Origin of the sequence: Exiguobacterium aurantiacum DSM 6208 (genome assembly GCF_000702585.1) — a bacterium.
Classification (GTDB): Bacteria; Bacillota; Bacilli; order Exiguobacteriales; family Exiguobacteriaceae; genus Exiguobacterium; species Exiguobacterium aurantiacum.
Genome location: NZ_JNIQ01000001.1, coordinates 2219482 through 2244444, shown reverse-complemented (window position 1 = coordinate 2244444; position 24963 = coordinate 2219482). Strand labels below are relative to the sequence as shown.

Sequence of the window (24963 nt, the reverse complement as noted above, 5' to 3'; positions counted from 1 at the left end):
CATGATTAAAATTGCACCATCGATTTTGGCAGCGGACTTTGCAAATTTGGAGGCGGAAGTGAAAGCTGTTCATGAGGCGGGCGCGGACTATATCCATTTTGACGTGATGGACGGTCAATTCGTCCCGAACATCTCGATCGGATTGCCTGTACTTGCGAGTTTACGTCAAAAGACAGACATGATTTTAGACGTCCACTTGATGATTGACCAGCCGGAGCGGTTCGTCGAAGACTTCATCAAGGCCGGAGCGGACATCGTCACCGTCCACGTCGAGGCGACGAATCATTTGCATCGCGTCCTGCAACAAATCAAGGCGGCCGGGGCGAAATGTGGGGTCGTCTTGAATCCGCACACTCCGATCAGTTCGATCGAGCACGTCGTACAAGACGTCGATATGGTGCTTCTCATGACGGTGAACCCGGGCTTTGGGGGTCAGGCGTTCATCGAATCGGTCGTCCCGAAAATTGCCGCTCTAAACGAAATGCGTTCTGCCCGCGGGCTCGATTTCGAAATCGAGATCGACGGCGGGGTGAACGCGAAGACAGCGAAATTGTGCATCGACGCCGGGGCCGACGTCCTCGTCGCCGGTTCGGCGATTTACAACGAGCCGAGCTATAAAGACGCGATTGATGGCATTCGCAACGCATCTCGTGTATAATCGTTCATAGAACAACAAATATTGTCGCAAGGGGTGTCACATTCTGTGGCTGAGAGGCATACGCTAACCCTTTGAACCTGTTCCGTTCACACGGACGTAGGGATGTGGCGAAAATGCACGTTGCGAATCCAAGCAGCATGGCGTTTACGTCATGCTGCTTTTTGTCGTTCTCATTTGAAGAAGGGGGAATTAGAAATGAAACAAAAATTGAAGTTGCAAGCATTGATCGAGATCTCGCTCTTTTCGGCGCTCGCGTTGATCTTTGACTTGCTCATGCCGTACCGGATGCCGCAAGGAGGCTCGATCACACTCGTCATGTTGCCGATCTTCGTGATGGCGTACCGGCACGGGTTGAAAGGCGGTCTCGCGACCGGCGCTCTCGTCGGGACGCTCCAACTGCTGTTTGGCGCCTACATTTTCACGCCTGTCCAGTTCTTAGTCGACTACACGTTTGCTTATGGCCTCGTCGGTATGGCCGGTGTGTTCGCCGGGCAAGTGAAACGAGCTGCCCATGACGGCACTAAAAAGACGCTCGTCTTTTACTTGATTCTCGGTGCCTTGCTCGGATCGCTTCTCCGTTACGCGGCTCACGTCTTGTCAGGGATCGTCTTCTTCGCCCAGTACGCGGAAGGACCGGTCGTCGCCTATTCGCTCGGCTATAACATGACGTACATGCTCCCGTCGTTCTTGATTGCGACAATCGTGCTCGTCCTCTTGTTCACGACGGCACCGCGCTTCGCGACGCTCGCGACACGGGACGTTCGCTGATGCGGGTGTTGGTCGTGGCGGCCAGTCCGTCACCTGTTCCGTCCCTCCCGCGCGACGTCGATTACGTCATCGGCGTCGACGGAGGCTACGAGACGCTCCTCACCCATGGGATCGAGGCTGATCTCATCGTCGGTGACTTTGATTCTTTGACGGGTCCGGTGCCGACTGAGGCGGTTCGGTATCCGTCAGAGAAAGATGTGACCGACCTCGAGATCGCCCTCGAGGCGGCACGGGGCCATGGCGCCACGGAAATACTCGTTTACGGTGCACTAGGCGGTCGGCTCGACATGACGCTCGGGAATATCGGGTTGCTCGAGGCTTACCCGGAGATGTGTCTTTATGCCGACGGCCAAGTCGTCTCTCTCGCACGGGAGGGCCGACACGCGCTTGCGCGGCGTGATGACCATTATTTGTCGCTCATTCCATGGAAGCGGGCGAACGTCACGATCCGTGGCGTCAAATATCCGCTCGACCGCCACCATGTCGTCAGCCACGAGGCGTTGACGATCTCGAACGAATGGGAAGCGGAAACGGCGGAATTGATCGTCCATGACGGTACGGTGTTAGTCATGTATGTAAAAAAATAAGCACAAAAAAATCCCATCGGCGCATGCCGCTGGGATTTGTTTCGTTCGTGTATAAGATTATACGCGTTCAACGAGACCAGATTTAAGAGCGCGAGCTGAAACCCAAACGCGTTTCGGTTTACCGTCAACGAGAATACGAACTTTTTGTACGTTTACACCCCAAGTACGTTTTGTCTTGTTGAGTGCGTGCGAACGGTTGTTACCTGACTTAGGTGATTTACCTGTTACGTAGCATTTACGTGCCATGCGTTTCCCCTCCTTTTTTATGTGGGTTCGTCCTAATAGACACTCGTTTATATTAGCACGGCTTTTTTCCCGATGCAACTAGAAAATAATAGTATGACAAGAAAAAAACTTGACATTACTGGTAAGGATTTTAATAATGAATGAGGGTTACAGCACAATTGACCGAGTTTAGGAGCAGGTCCTTTAAATAACTAGGTGGATATTGTAGAATGTAGTGAAGGAATCATTCTGAATGAAGGAGGCTACTCCATATGGCAATTGATATGAAGACAACATATGGCAATATTGACATTACGAACGATGTCGTGGCAACACTAGCAGGCGGTGCTGCGATGGAATGTTTCGGCGTCGTCGGCATGGCGTCACAGGCTCAATTGAAAGATGGAATCGCAGAACTTTTGAAGCGTGAGAACTATGCGCGCGGTGTCGTCGTACGTCAAGATGGTGAAGACGTACATATCGACATGCACATTATCGTGAGCTACGGGACGAAAGTGTCAGAAGTCGCATACAATGTGCAAAGTCGTGTGAAGTATACGCTCGGTGAAACGTTAGGATTAAACGTTTCGTCAGTAAACATATTCGTCCAAGGCGTTCGGCTGACGAATGACTGACGGAATCGGAGGAGGATTTGGTGTGGGTTTACAACGTTTAGATGGATTGGTGCTCGCGAACATGATCGCAAACGGAGCAGCCAACTTGAGTCAAAATGCGGATTACGTTGATTCGCTCAACGTGTTTCCGGTCCCAGACGGGGATACAGGAACGAACATGAACTTGACGATGACGTCAGGGGCGAAAGAAGTCGCTGCGCTCGAAACGGCGAACGCCGCTGACATATCGGCGAAATTCGCGCGTGGATTGCTCATGGGAGCCCGCGGGAACTCAGGCGTCATTTTGAGCCAATTGTTCCGCGGCTTCGGCAAGGCGATCGAAGGAAAGGCAGAACTAACGACAGTCGATTTTGCTGAAGCGCTCAAGCGCGGTGTCGATACGGCTTACAAAGCGGTCATGAAGCCGGTCGAGGGGACGATTTTAACTGTCGCCCGTGAAGCGGCGGACGAGGCGCTCGTAGCGTCTGAATCGACAAGTGATTTCAACGAATTCATGGAGCGGATCGTCGCCGAGGCGAAAGCGTCGCTCGACCGGACGCCGGACTTGTTGCCTGTCTTAAAAGAAGTCGGCGTCGTCGATTCTGGTGGTCAAGGCCTTCTCGTGATTTACGAAGGGTTCCTCGCGACACTCGAAGGGAAAGAACTCGAAAAGCCGCACGCCCCGGTCATGGATGCGCTCATCGAAGCTGAGCATCACGCCCATTCCGCTCAAGGATTCATGTCGACCGAAGACATCGAATTCGGCTACTGTACAGAAATCATGGTCCGGTTCCAAGACGAGAAACTGAAAGATACTCCGTTTGATGAAGACGTGTTCCGCAACGAACTGTCTGAACTCGGGGACTCGCTTCTCGTCGTCGCGGATGAAGAATTGCTCAAAGTCCACGTGCACGTGGAAACACCGGGCGATGTCATCACGAAAGGACAGCGATTCGGCGAACTCGTCGCGGTCAAGATCGAGAATATGCGTCAACAGCACTCGACGATTCTCGAAGAAGAGCACGGCGCGAATCAACATGGCGTTCAACCAACTGCCCCGACGGCGACGGCACCGAAGCCGAAAGCACCGTATGCGATCGTGACGGTCGCGATGGGTGAAGGCGTCAGTGAATTGTTCCGTTCACTCGGAGCGGCGCACGTCATCGAAGGCGGCCAGACGATGAACCCGTCGACGGAAGATATCGTGAAAGCGGTCGAAGCGGCCAACGCCGATCACGTCTTCATCTTCCCGAACAACTCGAACATCATCATGGCAGCTGAACAAGCGGCGTCCGTGGCGCCATGCGGCGTCTCGGTCATCCCGACGAAGACGGTACCGCAAGGTCTCGCGGCAGCGATCGCCTTCAACCCGGAAGCCGACGTGGACACGAACGAGTCGGTCATGAAAGCGGCAGCGTCTGCGGTCAAGTCTGGACAAGTGACGTATGCTGTCCGTGATACGAGCATCGACGGCATCGAGATTCGAAAAGATGACCATATGGCCATCGCCGAGAAGAAAATTGTCGCCTCATCGGGCTCGAGCCTCGAAGCGGCGAAAAAGCTCGTCGATGCGCTCATCGATGCCGATGACGAGATCGTCACGATTTTGACAGGTGAAGGTTCGTCGGCGGAAGACGTCGAAGCGCTCTCAGCTTACATCGAATCGAAGAACGACGAGATCGAAATCGAGGTCCATGACGGGAAACAACCGCTCTACTCCTATATTTTTAGTGTGGAATAAGCTGTATCTCGGCCCTACCTTCTGTATAATGAAGGTAGGTTTTTTTTGAAAGGGGGAAATGCGATGAAATATCGCAGTGTGTTTGATATTATCGGTCCGGTCATGGTCGGACCGTCGAGCTCGCATACGGCTGGAGCGGCGCGCATCGGTCTCATGGCCGGCAAACTGTTCGGACGTCAGCCGCGTCTCGCTCGGATCACGTTTTACGGCAGTTTCGCGGACACGTACCGTGGCCACGGGACCGACGTCGCCATCGTCGGCGGGATCATGGGGTTTGACACGTTCGACCTGCGCATCCCGCAGGCGCTCGACATCGCCAAAGAACGAGGCATCGACGTCGTCTTCGAGACGAGCGATGCGCTCACGGACCATCCGAACACGGCGCGGGTCCATTTAGAAGACGCGGATGGGACGTTTGAAATCGTCGGGATTTCCATCGGCGGCGGGACGATTGAGATTACCGAATTGAACGGTTTTCCGCTCAAGTTGTCTGGCGGCGGTCCGGCACTCGTCGTCTTGCATCATGATCGCTTCGGGGCGATCGCGGCCGTGACGGGCATTCTCGCCAAGCACGAGTTGAACATTGGCCACATGGAAGTGAGCCGTCACGAGAAAGGCAAACAAGCGCTCATGGCGATCGAGATCGATGAACATTTATCAAAAGACGTGTTAGCGGAGATTGAGCGGTTACCTCAAATTGAGCGGGTAGCCATCTTTGGAGAATAAGGAGAATCGACTATGTTTAAATCAGTAGAAGAATTGGTCCGGTCGGCTACGGAACGAGGGGTCCCGATCTCAGAAATTATGATCGAGCAAGAAGTGCACGTCAGACGCTCGACACGTGAAGATGTGTTCGGGATGATGGAGCGGAACTTAGAAGTGATGGAAGAAGCGGTCGAACGGGCGCTGCAAGGTGTGACATCTGTCACCGGACTCACCGGCAACGATGCGGTGCTCATGCAGGACTACGTTCGGTCCGGGAAGTCGCTCGCCGGCGATCTGATTTTAGACGCGGTCGCCAAAGCGATCGGGACGAATGAAGTGAACGCGGCGATGGGGCGGATTTGTGCGACGCCGACGGCAGGGAGCGCTGGCGTCGTGCCAGGGACGCTCTTCGCGGTGAAAGATCGTCTCGAGATGGACCGCGAGGCGATGGTCCGTTACTTGTTCACCTCGGGAGCGTTCGGGTTCGTCGTGGCGAACAACGCCTCGATTTCGGGTGCGGCCGGAGGCTGTCAAGCCGAAGTCGGGTCAGCGACCGGGATGGCGGCGGCCGCGATCGTCGAAGCAGCCGGTGGGACGCCGGAGCAGTCGGCGACGGCTTTCGCCATCGCGTTGAAAAACATGCTCGGGCTCGTCTGTGACCCGGTCGCGGGACTCGTGGAAGTGCCTTGCGTGAAACGAAACGCCATGGGTGGCGCCAACGCGGTCGTCGCGGCCGACATGGCGCTCGCGGGCATCACGTCGCGCATTCCTTGCGACGAGGTCATCTCGGCGATGCATGAGATCGGCCAAATGATGCCGACAGCGCTCAAAGAGACGGCGCGCGGGGGGCTCGCCAACACGCCGACGGCACGTCGTCTCGAGAAAAACATCTTCGGAGCGAAAGAAAATGTTGAAAAGTGAGTCGCTGACGACGCTCAAAGGGGTCGGGCCGGAGATGGCCAAAAAATTAGAGGCGATGGGTCTCGAACGAATCGAGGACGTGCTAGAGCACGTCCCGTTTCGTTATGAGAATTATAATAGCGGGACAGTGACGACGGCCGTCCATGGCGACCTCGTCAAATGGAGCGGGACCGTTCAGGCCGAGCCGCTCGTCCGCTATTACAGCAAAGGGAAAAATCGCCTGCAGTTCCGACTGTTGCTCGAAGAGCGCTACGTCGTCCACGTGACGATGTTCAATCGGGCGTTTTACAAAGACAAGCTCACCCTCGGCTCGACCGTGACGGTCAAAGGTAAATGGGATATGAACCGGATGACCATCAGCGCGACCGACCTCGAGTTCGGAGAGCTGTCGGACGGGTTGCAGCCGATTTATTCATTGCGGTCCGGTCTGACCCAAAAAAACTTCAGCCGTATCGTCAAGCTCGCGTTCGACCAGACGCCGACGTTTGATGACCGGTTACCGGAATCGATCCGCGAACGTTATCGGTTGCAAGACCGAGCGTCGATGCTGAAAGGAATGCATTTCCCGGAATCGGTCGACGCTTATAAACAAGCCCGCCGCAGCTACGTGTACGAGGAGTGTCTGCTTTATCAACTGAAGTTGCAGGCGTTTCGCAAAATGGAGCGCTCGGGGAAAGGGCGAGCACTCAGCCTCGACAAACAGCAACTGAACGAGTTCGTCAAACGGCTCGCTTTTCCGCTCACAGGGGCCCAAACGAGAGTCATTCGCGAGATTGTCGACGATTTAGAGAAGCCCGAACGAATGAACCGATTGTTGCAAGGGGATGTCGGGAGCGGGAAGACCGTCGTTGCCGCGATCGCCTTGTATGCGACAGTACGCGCCGGCTACCAAGGGGCACTGATGGTCCCGACGGAAATTTTGGCCGAACAGCACGTCACCTCGCTCCAAGCGTTGTTCGAGCCGTACGGCATGCGCGTCGCGTTGCTGACGAGCTCGGTGAAAGGAAAAGCGCGGACGGAATTGCTCGCGGCCATCAAAGCGGGGGACGTCGACATCATCGTCGGTACACACGCCCTGATCCAAGGACCGGTCGAATTTTCAAGCCTGCACTTGGCCATCACCGATGAACAGCACCGGTTCGGGGTCGAACAACGGAAGATGCTTCGTGACAAGGCGGACCTCGCCGACGTCCTTTATATGACGGCGACACCGATCCCCCGCACGCTCGCCATTAGCGCGTTCGGGGAAATGGATGTGTCGACGATCGATGAGATGCCGGCCGGACGCAAGCCGATCGAGACGTACTGGGCGAAGCCTGACCAAATCGACCGTGTCCACGCGATGGTCGAGCGCGAACTTGCGCTCGGTCGCCAGGCGTACGTCATCGCGCCGCTCATCGAGGAGTCAGATACGCTCGAGGTGGAAAATGCGACCGCTTTGTATGAATTATTAAATGAACGCTTCCGACAGTATGCGGTCGGTCTCATGCACGGGAAGCTATCAAGTGCCGAAAAAGACGAGGTCATGAAGTCGTTCTCAGAGAACGCGCTACAAATCCTCGTCTCGACGACGGTCGTCGAGGTCGGAGTGAACGTGCCGAACGCCTCGCTCATCATCATTCATGACGCCGAGCGGTTCGGGCTCGCCCAATTGCACCAATTAAGAGGACGGGTCGGGCGTGGTGCGCATCAGTCTTATTGCCTGTTAGTCGGGGACCCGAAGTCGGACGTCGGTAAGTTGCGCTTGAAGACGATGACGGAGACGAACGATGGCTTTGTCTTGGCTGAGAAAGACCTTGAGCTCCGCGGGGCCGGTGATTTCTTCGGTACGGCCCAAAGCGGGCTGCCGAGTTTCCGTGTCGCCGACCCGGTGCTCGATTTAAAAGTGATGGAAGTGGCGATGCAAGACGCCGTCCGGTTGCTCGGCAGTGAGACGTTTTGGCATGACGAGGCATACGCGCCGCTTCGTCACTATTTGAAGCGGCTCGACTTGCTCGTCGGGGAAAGGTTAGAATAACGGTTGAAAATAAAATCTAAAGAATATATACTACTATTAGTACCAGGTATTAAGTTCTTTAGCATAGAGTTTAGGAGGGAACTGAATGCGGGTACCTAAGAAAGAGCGGCAACGTTTGCTGCAAGAAACGATTGAACAAAACCCGTTCATTAAAGATGACGAGCTGTCGAAACAGTTCGCCGTCAGCATTCAAACGATTCGACTTGATCGGATGGAGCTCAAAATTCCAGAGGTGAGAGAACGGATCAAGCATGTTGCTTCAGAGCACCTTGATGAAGTGAAGTCGCTCGCGATGAGCGAGGTCATCGGTGATATGATTGACTTGAAACTCGACGAATCGGCCATCTCGGTTCTCGACATTGAGAGAGAACACGTCTTTAGCCGCAACGAAATCGCCCGTGGGCACGTATTGTTCGCCCAGGCCAACTCGTTAGCGGTGGCGCTCATCAATGATGAATTGGCGTTGACCACTAAAGCGGAAATCCGCTTCAGTCGCCAAGTCCATCTCGGTGAGCGAGTCGTTGCCAAGGCTCGTGTGATCAAACTGCGTCGGGACGGACGGACAGACGTCACAGTGGATAGTTATGTCGGCGATGAGTGTGTCTTTAGCGGAGACTTTACGATTTATCGTCGCGGTGAGGAGGAACAAGCATGAAGTTAGCAATCGATGCAATGGGTGGGGATCATGCCCCGAAAGCGATCGTGGAAGGTGTCAAGCAATTCGTCGACCGCTTCCCGAACGACCAGATGGAATTATTTTTAGTCGGGGACGCGGTGAAACTTGCCTCTTACGGACTGACCGATCCGCGGATCACGATCGTCCCGGCGAGTGAAATCATCACCGGGGAAGACGAGCCGGTCCGGGCGGTACGCCGTAAAAAGGACAGCTCGCTCGTCGTGGCGGCCCAGCTCGTCAAAGACGGGAAGGCTGACGCGCTCGTGTCGGCCGGGAACACCGGGGCGCTCATGGCGGTCTCGTTGTTCGTCATCGGTCGGATTCCTGGAATCGAGCGGCCAGCACTTTCGCCAACGTTCCCTACATATACGGGTAGCGGTGTCGTCGTCTTAGACGTCGGGGCGAATCCTGACGCGAAGGCTGAACATTTGGTCGACTATGCGATCATGGGCTCACTCTATGCGGAGCATGTTCGCGGCGTCAAACGACCGCGTGTGGCGCTTCTCAACATCGGGACCGAGGCAGGAAAAGGAAATGCGCTAACAAAAGAAGCGTTCCCCCTCCTTGAACAGGCACCGGTCCACTTCGTCGGCAACGTCGAGGCCCGTGAGGCGATGTCAGGAGATGTCGATGTCATCGTGACCGAAGGGTTCGCCGGTAACATCTTGTTGAAAGGGGTCGAGGGCTCATCCTCGATGCTCATGAAAATGTTGAAAGAACAGTTCACGAGTGACCTTGTCTCGAAGCTTGCCGCTCTCGTCTTAAAGCCAAAGTTACAGAAATTAAAACAAACATTAGATTACCGTGAACATGGCGGGGCCGGCCTGTTCGGCATTAACGCCCCTGTCATTAAAGCACACGGGTCAAGTGACGCCCTTGCCATCATGAGCGCGCTCAAACAAGCGAAAATCATGGTCGAGCATGACGTCGTCACGAAAATCAAGCAAGCGAAAGAAACGACAGACTAACGTAAAGAAGGTGAGTACATGGGGAAGACAGCATGGGTATTTCCAGGACAAGGGTCACAAGCCGTCGGCATGGGCCAAACGTTCTTAAACAATCCTGAAACGCTACAAACGATCGGTCGTCGCCTCGGGTTTGATTTACTCGACGTGATGGCGGCCGGGTCGAAAGAAGACTTGCAACAGACGGAAGTGGCGCAACCTGCCATCGTGGCGCATGCGGCGTCGCTCGCTCTCGCTTACGGTGAGACGGGTGCGACACCGGACGTCGTCATCGGGCATAGCGTCGGGGAGTATGCGGCACTCGTCATCGCGGGCGTCATCGACCTCGAAGAAGCGAGCGTGCTCGTCCGTGAGCGCGGTAAACTCATGTCAGAGGTGAAAGACGGAACGATGGCGGCGGTCATCGGGATGACCGATGTCGCTGAAGCGTTCCATGTGACAGAGAAAATCAGTGCTAGCGGTAACCTTGTACAAATCGCCAACTATAACTGTCCGGGCCAATTCGTCATCTCGGGACATGTCGATGCCGTCAAACAGGCGGAGACGGAATTGAAACAAGCCGGCGCGAAGCGTGTGTTACCGCTCGACGTGTCGGGACCGTTCCATAGCTCGTACATGATGCCGGCTGCGACGCGGTTCAAAGACGTGCTTGCCTCGTCACCGTTCAAACCGGCCTCGGTCGGGATCATCTCGAACGTCGATGCCGACGTGCACACGGACCCGGACAAGCTGAAAGCGCTCCTTACCGAGCAGCTGTATGCGTCTGTCCGTTTCGAGTATTGCGTCCGCAAAGCGATCGACGCAGGTGTCGATACGTTCATCGAGTTCGGCCCGGCGTCACCGCTTTCGGGTCTGATCAAGCGGATCGACAAGAATGTGACGATCAAGCAAGCGACGACGTTAGAAGAAGTGGCATCGTTAGGAGGAGAAGTTCGTGCATGACCATGTTGCAATCGTGACCGGCGCGTCCCGCGGGATCGGGGCCGCCATCGCGAAGCGTTTAGGGGAAGACGGCTTTCGGGTCGTCGTAAATTACTCGGGTAGTGTTGAGAAAGCGAACGCGGTCGTCACCGCGATCGAAGAAGCGGGCGGAGAAGCTATTGCCGTCCAAGCTGACGTCTCGAACGCCGAAGACGTGAAGACACTCGTCAAGGCGGCGCTCGACACGTTCGGTCGCGTCGATTGTCTCGTGAACAACGCCGGCATCACACGTGACGGCCTGCTCATGCGGATGAAAGAGAATGATTTTGATGCCGTTTTATCGACGAACTTGAAAGGTGCGTTTTTGACGTCACAGGCCGTGACGCGACCGCTCCTCAAGTCGACGTCAGGACGCATCATCAACATCGCCTCGGTCGTCGGGATCACGGGGAACGCGGGCCAAGCGAACTATGCGGCGGCGAAAGCAGGCCTCATCGGCTTGACGAAATCGGTGGCGCGCGAGCTCGCGGGTCGTCACGTCACCGTGAACGCCGTTTGTCCGGGCTTCATCCAGACCGATATGACCGATGCGCTCACGGAAGCACAGCGGGAAGCGACGCTCGGACAAATTCCGTTCAACCGTTTCGGACAAGTCGAAGACGTGGCCAACCTCGTCTCATTCCTTGCTTCCGATCAAGCCGCGTATGTCACCGGGCAGACGATCGCCGTCGACGGCGGCATGACGATGGCGTAAAACAGAACTTTACCAATCACAACACATTTTATATACTTTAATCTGGAGGGATTTAATCATGACAAAAGAACAAATTTTAGTAGACGTACAAGCAGCAGTGGCAGAAAAGCTCGGGAAAGACGTATCTGAAATCACAGCCGACAAATCATTCAAAGACGACCTCGGCGCTGACTCGCTCGAAGTGATGGAAATGGTCATGGACCTCGAAGACAAGTTCGACATCACGATCGAAGACGAAGATGCAGAGAAACTCGCGACAGTTGGCGACGTTGTCGCATACATCGAAACTAAATTGTAATCCAGCTTCCCACCGCTCGTTTTGAGCGGTGGGCATGCTTCTATTTGGAGGGAACTATGACAAAGGATAAACGACGGTTTGACCGTCAAGGATCGGCGCAACGCCGTCGACGAAATGAATTGGAACGGGCCCGAATCATCGAACAGTTCACGGGACTCGAAGAACGACTCGCTGTACAGTTTACGAACAAAGAACTGTTGATGCAGGCGTTCACGCATTCTTCTTACGTCAATGAACAACGCGGTCTGAAAAAAGACAACGAGCGGTTAGAGTTTCTAGGAGATGCGGTGCTCGAGTTGACAGTGTCCCGCTTCTTGTATGAGACGTATCCGGAGCGCTCCGAGGGGGAATTAACGAAGTTACGGGCGGCCATCGTTTGTGAGCCTTCGCTCGTGAACTTTGCAGAAGCTTACGCTTTCTCTGAGTTCATCTTGCTTGGAAAAGGAGAAGAGTTGACCGGGGGACGCAAGCGCCCGGCCTTGCTCGCTGATGTGTTTGAATCGTACATCGGGGCGCTCTATCTCGACCAAGGGATCGAACCAGTCGAACAGTTCCTCGCCGAAGCGGTTTTTCCGAAAGTCTTGGCCGGTGTGTTTGAAGAGCAGACAGACTATAAGAGTCAGCTCCAAGAGAGCGTGCAACGAGAAGGGCTTGGCCCGGTGGCGTACACGATCATCGAAGAGCGAGGTCCGGCCCATAGCCGGGAGTTCGTCGCTCACGCCCGTCTGTCGGACGATATCGTCGGGGAAGGGATCGGACGTTCGAAGAAAGAAGCCGAGCAAATCGCGGCGAAAGAGGCGTTGATCGAGTTCAACCGTCGCTACGCCGACCTATAAAAAAGAGTGGACCGAAGTTGGTCCACTCTTTTTCGTTACGTCAATTGTCCGAGTTCTTCGACGATGCCGTCGACTTCAGAAATCGACAATGATGATCGGTTCATCACGTAGTCATAAATCTCTTTCACGGCGGTGGCGTCGGCGCGGTTATATTCTTCGGCTTTGATGGCGCCGCGATTGATGATGTTCATTTTGTCGAGAATTTCCTCGATCATTTGTTCGTTCGTCATGTGTCGTACCCCTTTCTACAGTTCTTTTAAGAATAGCATGATTCTAGCATTTTGACGAACTGTCAACTGTGGTAAAATAAACGAATGAATGCTTACTGAGGATAGGATGGTCACGATGCACTTAAAACGAATCGAACTCGCTGGCTTTAAATCGTTTGCCAAGCGGATTGAACTAGATTTCCGCCCCGGTGTCACCGCCGTGGTTGGGCCGAACGGTAGCGGAAAATCAAATATATCGGATGCGGTGCGCTGGGTGCTCGGTGAGCAGTCGGCCAAATCGCTCCGAGGCGCCAAAATGGAAGATGTCATCTTTGCCGGCAGTGAAGGCGAGAACCATCGGAACGTAGCCGAAGTGACGCTCGTCCTCGATAACACGGATGCGCATTTACGGCTGCCGTATGAAGAAGTGAGCGTGACCCGACGCGTGTCACGCAGCGGCGATAGCGACTATTTCATGAACAAAAAACCATGCCGGTTAAAAGATGTTATCGATTTGTTCATGGATACGGGTCTGTCCCGCGACGCGTTCGCGATTATCGGACAAGGCCGCGTCGAACAAGTCATCTCCGGGAAACCGGAAGATCGCCGTGCTGTCATCGAAGAAGCGGCAGGCGTCTTGAAGTATCGGCAACGTAAAAAGCAAGCCGAACGCAAGCTCCAAGATACAGAATTGAACTTATCCCGAGTCGACGACATTTTGTATGAGCTGGCCGACCGGGTCGAACCGCTCCGTGAGCAAGCTGCGCTCGCACGAGAGTACCAAGTCGCGAAAGCCCGTCACGATGAGCTCGAGACGGGCATACTCGGAGCCGAGATTGCCGAGCTCGGTGAAAACTTGGCCGCTAGCCGCACCGGGCTCGAGACGGCGACGGGCGAAAAGGCGAGACAAAACACCGTGCTCGAGGCGATCGTCGGCGAACGGACCGAGCTCGAGACGACGCTCGTAAACAAACGGGAAGAGCTCGAGGCGCTCCATCAACAAGAGCGGACGCAAGCGACCGAGCTCGAACGGCTCGTCGGTGAGATCAATTTGGCGAAAGCTCGTGAAGAACACGGTGCCGAGACGAAGGAACGTCTCGAACGGCAACAAGAAGAGTCGTCAGGCGAACTGGAGCAGTTAGATGCTCGGCTCCAGGCGGCACGGACTGACTTGGCATCAAAACGTGCGGCGCTCGAAACGGTCGAGTCGGCGCGAAGCGAACTCGACAAAAAGCTCGAGGCCGCATCGCGTGATTTCGACGCGGAAATCGACTCGCTCCAGAGCGAGGCGTTCGAGCTCGCGACGACGCGTGCGACGCTCACGAATCAACAGAAGCGCGAAGAGCGGGATATCGAACAGGCAAAAGAAGCGACGGAACGGTTGTTGCGGGAAAACAAAGATCGTCTGGACGTCCGGTCGGAGCAGACGGAAGCGCTCGACAGCGAACGAGCACGCCTCGACGCGTCACGTGCCACGTGGCAGCAACTGCTCGAGCGTGAAGACGAGTTGACGGCCGAGGCGGCAACGCTGCGTGACAAATTGACGCGGGCGGAACAGTCGTATCATGACCTTGACCGGCGCCGCCAAAAGACCGAAGACCGGATCGACATGCTTGAACGGATGAAACAATCGTATGAGGGATACTTCCATGCGGTCAAATTCGTCTTGAAAGACCGCGGTCCCGGTGTGCTCGGTGCCGTGGCGGAACTGATCCAGGTGCTCCCGACATACGAGGCCGCCATCGAGACGGCGCTCGGTCAGACGCAACAACATATCGTCGTCACAGATGAGTCGGTCGGGCGCCGCGAGATCGACAAGCTGCGGAGGGCGAGTGCCGGCCGGGCGACGTTCGTTCCGATGACGACCGTCAAGGAGCGTTTCGTCCCGTCTGAAGTCGTCCATCGGCTTGAAGCGATGGACGGGTTCATCGGGGTCGCATCCGACCTCGTCTCGACGGAAGCGACGTATGAAAAGTTGAAACGATCGCTTCTCGGGGCGGTCATCGTCGCCAAGACGCTTGAAGTCGCGAACCGGATCGCCCAGACGACCGGATATCGTTACCGGATCGTCACGTTAGACGGTGACATCGTCAACGTCGGCGGTTCGATGACCGGTGGGAGCCGGAAACAAGGGGTCGCCTTGTTCACCCAGTCACGTGAACTCGATGATTTGAAACAAGGTCTCACGCAAGGGCTCGCCATGCTTCACGAGCAACAGTTGCGCGTGACCGAGTATACGGAGGCACTCGGACGCCTGGAGACGGAACTGCAGACGTTGCGGGCGGAGAAACGAAACAACGAGACCGCTCTTCGAGAACGTGAGGCGGCGTATCGTGAACTTGAACGCGTCAGTCAAGACGCAAAGGCACAGCTAGAACTGTTTGACCACGAGATGAATCGTTATACGAAGACGATTGAGTCGTCGACAGCAGAACTCGCTCGTCTCGCCGAAGAAATCGCGACGACCTCGACGAAAGAGAAGGCGCTCCGGAAAGAACTCGAATCGCTTCGTGTCGAACAGGCAAGAGGTGCCGAAACGACCGATGAACTGCGTGAGACGCTGCGTCAAAACGAGCTCGACCGACAGCGGCACACGCTCGAAGTGGAACGGGTCGAGGCCGAAGCCGAGCGGCTAGAAGATGAACGTCTGAAACTCGTCACCCGGCTCGGGCAGATCGAGGCCGAGCTCGGCCGTCTCGCGAGCGGGAAAGTCATCTCATCGGCCGAATTGCGTGTCAGCCATGAGGCGGCCACGATGCAAATGGAGACGCTCAAACGACAGCTCGACAAGGAGACGATCGGACTGAAGGCGCAAGAAGAGTCGCATCGCATCCTTCGTCAACGGGAGCAACAGGCATCAGACCTATTGCGTCGCCTCGACGCGGAAGTACGGAAAGCCGAGACGATGCTGAATGAGCTCGAGTTGAAACGGCAGTGGAAGCTCGACGCGCTCGAGGAACGGGGACTCGTCTTTGAGCTCCTTCCGGCGCTCGATTTGCCGCTCGACGAAGCGCGCGAGGAGTTCAAGCTGCTCGTCCGTCAAATCGAGGAGATCGGGCCGGTGAACGTGAACGCGATTGAAGAGTTCGACATCGTCAACGAACGTTTCACGTTCTTATCGGAGCAACGCGATGACCTCGTGAGCGCCAAAGAAGACTTGTACGAGATCATCTCGGAGATGGACCGCGAAGTGACGCGCCTGTTCAATGAGACGTACACGTCGGTCCGGAACCACTTCAAACAGACGTTCAAAGAGCTGTTCGGTGGCGGTGAGGCCGATTTGAAATTGACTGACGATGGCGATCTTCTCAATACGGGAATCGATATCGTAGCGAAACCGCCAGGGAAGAAATTGCAGACGCTCAGCCTGTTGTCAGGCGGGGAGCGGGCACTGACGGCGATTGCCTTACTATTTGCCATCTTGAAGACGCGCCCGGTACCGTTTTGTGTCCTCGATGAAGTCGAGGCGGCACTCGACGAGGCGAACGTCCATCGCTTCGGCGAGTATGTGCGGACGCTGTCGATCGACACCCAGTTCGTCATCATCACCCACCGCAAAGGGACGATGGAGGCGGCTGACATGCTGTACGGTGTGACGATGCAACAAAACGGGGTCTCCGAGGTGCTTTCGGTCGAGTTGGCCGAAGCGAAGCGCGTCGTCGAGACGGAACAAGAGATGGAGGAATTGACTTGAGTTTTTTTAAAAAATTAAAAGATAAATTGACGACCTCGACACAAGAAGTGTCCCAAAAATTTACGGACGGATTGACGAAGACGCGCGACGGGTTCGCGAGCGCCGTCAACGATCTCGTCTACCGCTTCCGAGAAGTCGATGAGGATTTCTTCGACGAACTCGAAGACTTGCTCATCCAAGCGGACGTCGGTGTGACGACGACGATGGACCTCGTCGAAGATTTAAAAGAGGAAGTGAAGCGCCGCAACTTACGGGACCCTGAGAGCGTCCGTGACGCGCTCGTCGAAGTCGTGGCAAAACGACTTCAAGAAGACGAGGCGGAACGGGAGTTGAACATGCAAGACGGGTTGACCGTCATCTTGTTCGTCGGCGTGAACGGGGTCGGGAAAACGACGACGATCGGGAAGCTCGCCCATCAATTAAAATCTGAAGGGCGTTCGGTCATGCTCGCGGCAGGCGACACGTTCCGGGCCGGGGCGATCGACCAACTCCAAGTATGGGGCGAACGGGCCGGCGTCCCGGTCATCCGGCAGGCGGAAGGGTCTGATCCGGCCGCTGTCGTCTTCGATGCCGTCCAGGCGGCGAAGTCGCGCGGGGTCGACGTCCTCATCTGTGACACGGCGGGCCGTCTTCAAAACAAGGTCAACTTGATGAAAGAACTTGAGAAAGTGAAGCGTGTCATCGAACGGGAAGTCCCGAACGGACCGCACGAGGTGCTCCTTGCACTTGACGCGACGACGGGGCAGAACGCGATGATGCAAGCGAAAGCGTTCCAAGAAGCGACGAACGTGAGCGGAATCGTCTTGACGAAACTCGACGGGACGGCCAAAGGCGGCATCGTGCTCGCAATCCGAAACGAGCTCGATATCCCGGTCAAATACGTCGGTCTCGGCGAGAAGATTGATGATTTACAACCGTTCGACCCGGAACAGTTCGTGCTCGGACTATTCGGCGACGTATTTGAAGAAAAAGAACAACGAAACGATGACCTCGCCTAACTTTCACTGTTAAGAAAAAAACTTGACAAGAGGTTAGGACGGCTGTACTATTGGTAGTTGTAAAGGGATTTCACTTAACATGTGGAGGTGGAACGGATGTCGCTCGAAAAAACGAATCGAATGAACTATTTGTTCGATTTTTATCAAGCGCTTCTCACGCCGAAACAGCGCAACTATATGTCTCTTTATTACCTAGATGACTTTTCGCTCGGAGAGATTGCGGAAGAGTTCGAAGTCAGCCGTCAAGCGGTCTACGATAACATAAAGCGTACTGAAACGATGCTCGAGCAGTACGAGGAGAAATTAGGCTTGTTCACGAAATACGAACAGCGCCAACTTCTGCTCCAGACGCTCAAACGTCAAGTCGAGCTTTCGCCCGACGCGACGGAGACGATTTCGGCGCTTGAGAATTTAGAGTAGGGGGCTGAAGCATGGCATTTGAAGGATTATCAGAACGATTGCAGGCGTCACTTGCGAAGATGCGCGGCAAAGGAAAAATCTCCGAGGCTGATGTCAAAGAGATGATGCGTGAAGTTCGCCTCGCGCTCCTTGAAGCCGATGTCAACTTCAAAGTCGTCAAACAGTTCGTCAACGACGTGAAAGAACGGGCCATCGGCCAAGACGTCATGAAATCGTTGACGCCAGGACAACAAGTCGTCAAAATCGTTCACGAAGAGTTAACGACTTTGATGGGTAGCGATGTCGTCCCGATCACCTTTAGCTCGAAACCGCCGACGGTCGTCATGATGGTCGGATTACAAGGTGCGGGTAAGACGACGACGACCGGCAAGCTAGCGAACTTGATTCGCAAAAAGCATAACCGGAGTCCGCTTCTCGTCGCGGCCGATATTTATCGCCCCGCGGCCATCAAGCAGCTCGAGACGCTCGGCAAACAGCTCGATCTACCGGTGTTCTCACTTGGCGACCAAGTGAAACCGGAAGAGATCGTGACGAAAGCACTCGAGCACGCCAAAACAAATCATCACGATTTCGTGTTGATAGATACGGCTGGTCGCCTTCACATTGACGAGACGCTCATGGGTGAGCTCGAAAACGTGAAAGCGATCGCCAAACCAAATGAAATCTTCCTCGTCGTCGATGCGATGACGGGACAAGATGCGGTCAACGTGGCCGACAGCTTCAATGAGTTGCTCGGGATCACCGGGGTCGTGCTCACAAAGCTCGACGGAGACACACGTGGTGGGGCAGCCCTTTCAATTAAGGCAGTCACGGGAGCGCCGATCAAATTCGTCGGTCTCGGTGAAAAGTTGGATGCCCTCGAACCTTTCCATCCGGAACGCATGGCGTCACGGATTCTCGGAATGGGTGACGTGCTCACGCTCATTGAAAAAGCCGAGTCACAGATGGACCAAGATGCCGCCAAAGAGCTCGAGAGCAAAATGCGCGATGCATCATTCACGTTCGATGATTTTATCGAGCAATTGGGTCAAGTGAAAAACATGGGCCCGATTGATGAGTTACTTTCGATGTTACCTGGTGCAGGTAAGATGAAAGGGTTGAAGAACGTCCAAATCGACGAGAAACAACTCGATCACGTCGAAGCGATCATCCGCTCGATGACGAAGCATGAGCGCGCGCATCCAGAAGTGCTCAACGCGAGTCGTCGTAAGCGAATCGCAAAAGGAAGCGGTCGCTCCATCCAGGAAGTGAACCGCCTCATCAAACAGTTCGACGACATGAAGAAGCTGATGAAGCAGATGTCAGGACAAATGAAAGGGAAGAAAAAAGGCCTCGGTCTTCCGTTCTTCTAATAAAACTTTTGTCAGTCGGACAAAAAAGCAGTATACTATTAAAGTTGTCAATTCTTAAACACATGATGGAGGTATATTACCATGGCAGTTAAAATTCGTCTCAAGCGCATGGGCGCAAAAAAATCACCTTTCTACCGGATCGTTGTCGCTGATTCACGTTCACCACGTGATGGCCGTTTCATCGAGCAAGTAGGACACTACAACCCGGTTGCAAAACCTGAAGCAGAAGTTCGCATCAACGAAGAACTCGCTCTCAAATGGTTGGCAGACGGCGCTAAGCCATCTGACACAGTTCGTAACTTGTTCTCTAAAGCAGGGATCATGGAGAAATTCCACAACGCGAAAAACGCGAAGTAATGCTGTGGCCGACCTTTTATGGGGTCGGCCTATTTTTGTGAGGAGGGATACAATGGATTGGTTATACGTTGGAAAGATTGCCAACACGCACGGATTAAAAGGTGAGCTGAAAGTGCTCGCCGCCACCGATTTCCCCGAGGAGCGCTTTAAAAAAGGCACGACGCTCTATCTCGATGTCGATGGTAAGAAGATGCCGTTTGAAGTGACGACGTATCGTCCGCACAAACAGTTCCATCTCGTCACGTTCAAAGGGTTCGAGAACATCAACCTCGTCGAGAAGTATAAAGGAATGAAGCTGTACGTCCATGCCGAGCATGTGCATGAGCTTCCGGAACATGAGTTTTATTACCACGAGATCATCGGCTGCGAGGCCGTCGTCGACGGGGACGTCATCGGCGTCATCGATGACATCTTCGAGACAGGCGCGAACGACGTCTGGGTCATCAAGCGCCCTAATAAACCGGACGCGCTCATCCCGTACATCGAGTCGGTCGTCAGTGAGATCGACGTGGATGCCAAGCGTGTCATCATCACCCCGATTCCGGGAATGATTGACGATGAAGATTGATGTCTTGACACTTTTCCCCGAGATGTTCGCCCCGCTCGACCATTCGATCGTCGGACGGGCGCGCACGCTCGGACAGCTAGAAGTGAACTACATCAACTTCCGTGACTATTCGACGAACAAGCACCAGAAAGTCGATGACTATCCGTACGGCGGGGGAGCGGGCATGCTGCTCACCCCTCAGCCGATCTTCGACGCATACGATGCGATCGAGAAGACGCGGCCTCGTGTCATCGTCACGACGCCTACGGGCCGACCGTTCACCCAACGTGTCGCTGAAGAGTGGGCCCGGGAAGAGCATCTCATCTTCCTATGTGGCCACTACGAAGGGTTCGACCAACGGATCCATGACGAACTCGCGACAGACGAAGTGTCGATCGGGGACTTCGTCTTGACCGGAGGTGAACTCGCGGCAATGGTCATGATCGATGCGACGGTCCGTCTGTTGCCTGATGTGTTAGGGGCCCAGGCGAGCCATGAGGACGACTCGTTCTCGACCGGACTGCTCGAATACCCGCATTACACGCGTCCTGCCGACTTCCGCGGCCTCAAAGTGCCGGACGTGCTGTTGTCGGGCAATCATGCGAAAATCGAGACGTGGCGCCGCGAGCAATCGCTGTTGCGCACGCATCGACGCCGTCCCGAGCTGCTCGAGCAAGCCGGGCTGACTGAAACCGATAAAAAGTTTCTCGAGTCGTTGCGCGATTGAACAATTTATGCTATGTTTGAGCATGTGGGTTAACCCCGCCGATTACCGATGTTCCGCTATTGGATGCCTGGGCATATGAAGATATGAACATTGAAGAAAAAGGAGAATACATTCATGAACACACAAAAACTGTTCCGTGAAATCACAGAAGAACAATTCAAATCGGACGTACCTGCTTTCCGTCCTGGTGACACAGTACGTGTCCACGTTAAAGTCGTAGAGGGAACGCGTGAGCGTATCCAGATGTTCGAAGGCGTAGTCATCAAGCGTAAAGGTGGCGGCATCAGCGAAACATTCACAGTCCGTAAGATCTCTTACGGCGTAGGTGTTGAGCGTGCATTCCCGCTTCACTCACCACGTGTCGCGCAAATCGAAGTCGTTCGTTACGGTAAAGTCCGCCGTGCGAAACTTTACTACCTCCGCAACCTTCGCGGTAAAGCAGCACGTATTAAAGAAATCCGTCGTTAAGATGGGGATTAAGCTTGTCGCTTGCGACAAGCTTCTTTTTTTCTAGTACAATAAGTTCAAACGGATAGAGGAGTGAGGCATGTTGAAAGAAGTGTTCAGTTGGATTAAGGCGATCGTTGTAGCGCTCGTCATCGCGTTCGTGATCCGAACGTTCATCTTTGTACCTGTCATCGTCGAAGGAGAATCGATGATGCCGACGCTCCAAAATGCCGATCGCATGATCGTCAGTAAAATCTCGAACTATATCGGAGAGCTCGATCGCGGGGACATCATCGTCTTCCATGCGACCGAATCGAAAGATTACATCAAACGCGTCATCGCCATCCCTGGCGACACGCTTGAATATCGTGACGATACGCTCTATTTGAACGGAGAGGCGGTCGGGGAGCCTTACTTGGATGACTTCCGCGCCCAAATGAACGGGTTCCCGCTCACCGAGAACTTTACGCTCGAACAAGTGACGGGCGAGTCGGTCGTCCCAGACGGTCATTACTTCGTCATGGGGGACAATCGACAAAACTCGAAAGATAGCCGAGAAATCGGTCTCGTCTCGAAAGAGGATGTCGTCGGCAAAACGAACTTCGTGTTCTGGCCGCTAGACGACTTCGGGACGGTAGAAGAATAAGGTGGTGTTTTTTTGGCAATTCAATGGTTTCCTGGCCACATGGCCAAAGCAAGAAGACAAGTAACAGAAAAGATCAAGCTGATCGATGTCGTCATCGAACTCGTCGATGCACGCGTCCCACAGTCGAGCCGAAACCCGATCGTCGATGAGATCACGGCGGGCAAGCCGCGTCTCATCGTGCTCAATAAAGCCGACATGGCCGACCCTGTCGTGACGGACGCTTGGCTCAAAGCGTTCAAGCGTGACGACGTCGAAGTCGTCGCCGTCGACTCGAAGCACAGCAAAGGCTTGAAGCAGCTCATGACGGGTGCCGAGAAGCTCATGAAAGAGAAGCACGACCGGATGCGTGAGAAAGGCCGTAACCCTGGCCCAATCCGTGCTCTCATCATCGGTATCCCGAACGTCGGGAAGTCGACGCTCATCAACCGCCTCGCCGGGCGCAACATCGCCATCACGGGTGACCGCCCGGGTGTGACGAAGCGCCAGCAATGGATCAAAATGAAAGGCGGCGAGATGGAGCTGCTCGATACACCGGGGATTTTGTGGCCGAAGTTCGAGGACCAGCTCGTCGGCTATCGTCTGGCGGCGACAGGAGCGATCAAGGACGAAATCTTGAACTTGGACGATATCGCCCTGTACACGGCGCGCGAGCTCCGGGCGCGGTACCCGGAACAGTTGAAGGACCGCTTCAAACTGGATGAGTTGCCGGAGGATGCGGTCGAACTGCTTGAACAGATTGGCAAGAAACGCGGTCTCATCAGCGGCGGCTACGTCGACTTTGAGAAAGCGAGCGAATTGTTGTTAAATGAATTGCGTCACGAAAAGATCGGCCGGATCTCTCTTGAGACACCGGACGACCACGAGATGGCGTGAAGCCCTGTGCAAACAGGGCTTTTTTGGATAGGAGGCATATTGTGACGATTCAACAGATTAAACAACGGCTTCAGACCGTCCGATATGAGGAGTGGGAAGACGTGAAGCGCGAGCTAGGTAATGACCCGCGGACCGGGGTCCAGGCGCTCCTGCGGCAACGTGAGCGTCGGTTCGAGGCCGAACGGGCACTTTTAGACGACTTTGTCCGCCGGTCCGCGCATGAAGCGGCGCTTCGGGCAGACGGGTACGCCCTTGTTGCCGGCGTCGATGAGGTCGGCCGAGGACCGCTCGCCGGGCCGGTCGTCGCGGCAGCGGTCATTTTACCGGAAGGATTTTATAGTCCCGGCCTCAACGATTCGAAGCAGATGACGAAATCGGCACGAGAACGGGCGTGCACGGAAATACTCGAGCAAGCGGTCGTCGGCGTCGGGATCGTCGACGCGGCGACGATTGATCAAATCAACATTTATGAAGCGACGAAGCTCGCGATGATGGAGGCGGTCCGTCAACTCGACGGCGTCGACGCGTTGTTAGTCGATGCGATGACACTCGACATCGACACGAAGCAGACGTCGCTCGTCAAAGGAGACACGTTGAGCGTCTCGATCGCGGCGGCGAGCGTCGTCGCCAAAGTCATGCGTGACAAGATGATGGAAGACTATGCCGTCTTGTATCCCGGTTACGGTTTTGAGCGAAACGCGGGCTACGGGACGAAAGATCACTTGACGGGGCTTGCGGAACACGGGGTCACACCGATTCACCGGAAGTCGTTCGCCCCGATCAAACATATGTGAAGGAGGGAGCCGGATGCGGATCGACCACCAAGGGGTCATGCCGTTCAAAGTCACCGAACAAACCTCACGGCCGTTGCTCATCGGCAACACGGTCGTCGGTCGGGTGCTACAACTGTTGCCCGGCAATGAAGCGGTCATGCAGCTGCCGCAAGGGCTGTTTCGTGTCGGGGTGAATGCCGACGTCAAAGAGAACGTGACATATAAGATGGTCGTCACCGACCTCGAACCGAAGCTCGTCTTAAAAGTCGTGCCGCAAGCGCCGGACGGACAACCCGTCCGTTCACCGCTCGCCCTGCTCACCTCCGAGCTCGCTCGCCTCGCCAGACAACCGTTCGATACACCGGAACCGCTCAAAGCGCAAGGGCAAAAGTTGCTCGAGAGCGGGGCCGGGGCCGACTTGAAACAGTTGGTCGGCGATTTGTTCAAAGTGAAAGGGGATGCGAAGTTCGAACAGTTCGTCAAGGCGCAGGAGACGTTTAACGCGGTGCAGACGCCGCCGTTTGTCGCTCAATCATTTCACATACCGCACTTAGGTCCATTCGAACAAGTTCGTTTTCGGCTCGAGGCCCCGAAACGCGACATTGTCGATTCCGACCATGCCCGCATCGTCTTGTTCTTGGAGACTCCACGCTTCGGGGAAACCGGCATCGACTTGCTCGTACAAAAGCGACATATCACGATCAAAGTGTTCAATGAGCGACACGATCTTTCGCCGTTCGTTCACGCCTATGAGCCAGTGCTCGTCGCGGCGCTCAAGTCGAACGGCTACGAGCTTGCCCGATTTGTCTTCGAGGAGAAAGTGGAGTCGGTGCCGGAAGTGTTCGCACCGCTCGGAAAGGTGGACCGACGCATATGACGGAACGAAAACAAGCGATCGCCTTATCGTATGAGCAATCAATGGAATCCCCGCGCGTCGTCGCCAAAGGCGGCGGACTCGTCGCTGAGCGGATGCTCGCGCTCGCGCAAGCGAACGGTGTCCCGATCCATGAGGACCCGGCCCTCTTGTCTCTGCTCGGTGCGTTGCACATTGAAGAGCACATCCCTGACGACTTATATCAAGTCATCGCCGAGCTCTTTGTGTTTCTTTATCAGATGGAACAGGACAAAATCAAAGATGTCTACAGGTAGATGTGAAAAAAAGATGAAAAGTTAAAGCAAGAACGATAGACAGCGCTTTCAGTTTTTCGTTACAATAGACGTGCCGATATTAAAG

Annotated in this window: 29 protein-coding genes and 1 riboswitch; of the genes, 27 read left to right on the top strand and 2 right to left on the bottom strand. The window is 54.9% G+C overall.

Going from position 1 to position 24963, the window contains the following annotated elements:
• Position 1: 1 nt before the first annotated feature.
• The 3 genes from rpe (at position 2) to P398_RS0111865 (ending at position 2013) form a co-directional block, all read left to right on the top strand.
• Positions 2–658, top strand: coding sequence for a ribulose-phosphate 3-epimerase (gene rpe, locus P398_RS0111875; protein WP_029335420.1), 657 nt, complete (start codon positions 2–4; stop codon positions 656–658).
• Between the two features lie 19 nt (positions 659–677).
• Positions 678–778: riboswitch (TPP riboswitch) on the top strand.
• 75 nt (positions 779–853) lie between these two features.
• On the top strand, positions 854–1426 hold the full coding sequence (gene thiT / locus P398_RS0111870; protein ID WP_029335419.1) for an energy-coupled thiamine transporter ThiT: 573 nt from the start codon (positions 854–856) through the stop codon (positions 1424–1426).
• Positions 1426–2013, top strand: a complete 588-nt coding sequence (locus tag P398_RS0111865) for a thiamine diphosphokinase (RefSeq protein WP_029335417.1) — start codon at positions 1426–1428, stop codon at positions 2011–2013. Before thiT ends, P398_RS0111865 begins: the two co-directional genes overlap by 1 nt.
• Positions 2014–2070: 57 nt before the next feature.
• On the opposite strand, the gene rpmB is transcribed toward P398_RS0111865, so the two are convergent.
• Positions 2071–2259, bottom strand: coding sequence for a 50S ribosomal protein L28 (rpmB, locus tag P398_RS16625; protein ID WP_015881349.1), 189 nt, complete (start codon positions 2257–2259; stop codon positions 2071–2073).
• 251 nt (positions 2260–2510) lie between these two features.
• Here rpmB and P398_RS0111860 point away from each other — a divergent pair, with 251 nt between their 5' ends.
• The 11 genes from P398_RS0111860 (at position 2511) to rnc (ending at position 12686) form a co-directional block, all read left to right on the top strand.
• Positions 2511–2873 (top strand): Asp23/Gls24 family envelope stress response protein, encoded by a 363-nt coding sequence (locus tag P398_RS0111860; RefSeq protein ID WP_024370065.1) that lies wholly within the window; start codon positions 2511–2513, stop codon positions 2871–2873.
• Positions 2874–2895: 22 nt separating this feature from the next.
• Entirely contained in the window at positions 2896–4593 is a 1698-nt protein-coding gene (locus P398_RS0111855; protein WP_024370066.1) for a DAK2 domain-containing protein, read from the top strand.
• A 63-nt stretch (positions 4594–4656) separates the two neighbouring features.
• Positions 4657–5319 carry an L-serine ammonia-lyase, iron-sulfur-dependent subunit beta gene (gene sdaAB, locus P398_RS0111850; RefSeq protein ID WP_024370067.1) on the top strand — a complete coding sequence of 221 codons (663 nt, stop codon included), beginning with the start codon at positions 4657–4659 and terminating at the stop codon, positions 5317–5319.
• A 12-nt stretch (positions 5320–5331) separates the two neighbouring features.
• Positions 5332–6219 (top strand): L-serine ammonia-lyase, iron-sulfur-dependent, subunit alpha, encoded by an 888-nt coding sequence (gene sdaAA, locus P398_RS0111845; RefSeq protein WP_024370068.1) that lies wholly within the window; start codon positions 5332–5334, stop codon positions 6217–6219.
• The gene (gene recG, locus P398_RS0111840) at positions 6206–8236 is read left to right on the top strand and encodes an ATP-dependent DNA helicase RecG (protein ID WP_029335415.1); all 2031 of its coding nucleotides are present in this window, start codon (positions 6206–6208) and stop codon (positions 8234–8236) included. The genes sdaAA and recG overlap by 14 nt, the downstream gene beginning before the upstream one ends.
• A gap of 85 nt (positions 8237–8321) precedes the next feature.
• The gene (gene fapR / locus P398_RS0111835) at positions 8322–8891 is read left to right on the top strand and encodes a transcription factor FapR (protein ID WP_024370070.1); all 570 of its coding nucleotides are present in this window, start codon (positions 8322–8324) and stop codon (positions 8889–8891) included.
• Positions 8888–9880 (top strand): phosphate acyltransferase PlsX, encoded by a 993-nt coding sequence (gene plsX / locus P398_RS0111830; protein WP_024370071.1) that lies wholly within the window; start codon positions 8888–8890, stop codon positions 9878–9880. The genes fapR and plsX overlap by 4 nt, the downstream gene beginning before the upstream one ends.
• Before the next feature lie 18 nt (positions 9881–9898).
• Entirely contained in the window at positions 9899–10819 is a 921-nt protein-coding gene (gene fabD, locus P398_RS0111825) for an ACP S-malonyltransferase (protein WP_029335414.1), read from the top strand.
• Entirely contained in the window at positions 10812–11552 is a 741-nt protein-coding gene (fabG, locus tag P398_RS0111820) for a 3-oxoacyl-[acyl-carrier-protein] reductase (RefSeq protein ID WP_024370073.1), read from the top strand. Before fabD ends, fabG begins: the two co-directional genes overlap by 8 nt.
• A gap of 58 nt (positions 11553–11610) precedes the next feature.
• Positions 11611–11850, top strand: coding sequence for an acyl carrier protein (gene acpP, locus P398_RS0111815; RefSeq protein WP_024370074.1), 240 nt, complete (start codon positions 11611–11613; stop codon positions 11848–11850).
• Positions 11851–11906: 56 nt separating this feature from the next.
• Entirely contained in the window at positions 11907–12686 is a 780-nt protein-coding gene (gene rnc, locus P398_RS0111810; RefSeq protein WP_024370075.1) for a ribonuclease III, read from the top strand.
• Between the two features lie 35 nt (positions 12687–12721).
• Here the strand turns inward: rnc and P398_RS0111805 are convergent, their stop codons facing one another.
• On the bottom strand, positions 12722–12916 hold the full coding sequence (locus P398_RS0111805; protein WP_024370076.1) for a DUF1128 family protein: 195 nt from the start codon (positions 12914–12916) through the stop codon (positions 12722–12724).
• Positions 12917–13031: 115 nt separating this feature from the next.
• Here P398_RS0111805 and smc point away from each other — a divergent pair, with 115 nt between their 5' ends.
• From smc to P398_RS0111740, 13 genes are all read left to right on the top strand, one after another.
• Entirely contained in the window at positions 13032–16589 is a 3558-nt protein-coding gene (smc, locus tag P398_RS0111800) for a chromosome segregation protein SMC (RefSeq protein WP_029335412.1), read from the top strand.
• Positions 16586–17587, top strand: a complete 1002-nt coding sequence (gene ftsY / locus P398_RS0111795; protein WP_024370078.1) for a signal recognition particle-docking protein FtsY — start codon at positions 16586–16588, stop codon at positions 17585–17587. The genes smc and ftsY overlap by 4 nt, the downstream gene beginning before the upstream one ends.
• A 96-nt stretch (positions 17588–17683) precedes the next feature.
• Positions 17684–18007, top strand: coding sequence for a putative DNA-binding protein (locus P398_RS0111790; RefSeq protein ID WP_024370079.1), 324 nt, complete (start codon positions 17684–17686; stop codon positions 18005–18007).
• A gap of 11 nt (positions 18008–18018) precedes the next feature.
• Positions 18019–19359, top strand: a complete 1341-nt coding sequence (ffh, locus tag P398_RS0111785) for a signal recognition particle protein (RefSeq protein ID WP_024370080.1) — start codon at positions 18019–18021, stop codon at positions 19357–19359.
• Positions 19360–19440: 81 nt separating this feature from the next.
• Positions 19441–19716: a 30S ribosomal protein S16 gene (gene rpsP / locus P398_RS0111780; protein ID WP_015881366.1), complete on the top strand. Its 276-nt coding sequence runs from the start codon at positions 19441–19443 to the stop codon at positions 19714–19716.
• 52 nt (positions 19717–19768) lie between these two features.
• Positions 19769–20284 carry a ribosome maturation factor RimM gene (gene rimM / locus P398_RS0111775; RefSeq protein WP_024370081.1) on the top strand — a complete coding sequence of 172 codons (516 nt, stop codon included), beginning with the start codon at positions 19769–19771 and terminating at the stop codon, positions 20282–20284.
• The gene (gene trmD, locus P398_RS0111770) at positions 20274–20990 is read left to right on the top strand and encodes a tRNA (guanosine(37)-N1)-methyltransferase TrmD (RefSeq protein ID WP_024370082.1); all 717 of its coding nucleotides are present in this window, start codon (positions 20274–20276) and stop codon (positions 20988–20990) included. Before rimM ends, trmD begins: the two co-directional genes overlap by 11 nt.
• Positions 20991–21104: 114 nt before the next feature.
• The gene (rplS, locus tag P398_RS0111765) at positions 21105–21458 is read left to right on the top strand and encodes a 50S ribosomal protein L19 (protein WP_024370083.1); all 354 of its coding nucleotides are present in this window, start codon (positions 21105–21107) and stop codon (positions 21456–21458) included.
• A gap of 79 nt (positions 21459–21537) precedes the next feature.
• Positions 21538–22083, top strand: a complete 546-nt coding sequence (gene lepB, locus P398_RS0111760; RefSeq protein ID WP_024370084.1) for a signal peptidase I — start codon at positions 21538–21540, stop codon at positions 22081–22083.
• A gap of 12 nt (positions 22084–22095) precedes the next feature.
• Positions 22096–22956 carry a ribosome biogenesis GTPase YlqF gene (ylqF, locus tag P398_RS0111755; RefSeq protein ID WP_029335408.1) on the top strand — a complete coding sequence of 287 codons (861 nt, stop codon included), beginning with the start codon at positions 22096–22098 and terminating at the stop codon, positions 22954–22956.
• 41 nt (positions 22957–22997) lie between these two features.
• Positions 22998–23750 carry a ribonuclease HII gene (locus P398_RS0111750; protein ID WP_029335406.1) on the top strand — a complete coding sequence of 251 codons (753 nt, stop codon included), beginning with the start codon at positions 22998–23000 and terminating at the stop codon, positions 23748–23750.
• A 13-nt stretch (positions 23751–23763) separates the two neighbouring features.
• Positions 23764–24606 (top strand): hypothetical protein, encoded by an 843-nt coding sequence (locus P398_RS0111745; RefSeq protein WP_024370087.1) that lies wholly within the window; start codon positions 23764–23766, stop codon positions 24604–24606.
• Positions 24603–24878: an EscU/YscU/HrcU family type III secretion system export apparatus switch protein gene (locus tag P398_RS0111740; protein ID WP_024370088.1), complete on the top strand. Its 276-nt coding sequence runs from the start codon at positions 24603–24605 to the stop codon at positions 24876–24878. Before P398_RS0111745 ends, P398_RS0111740 begins: the two co-directional genes overlap by 4 nt.
• Positions 24879–24963 lie beyond the last annotated feature (85 nt).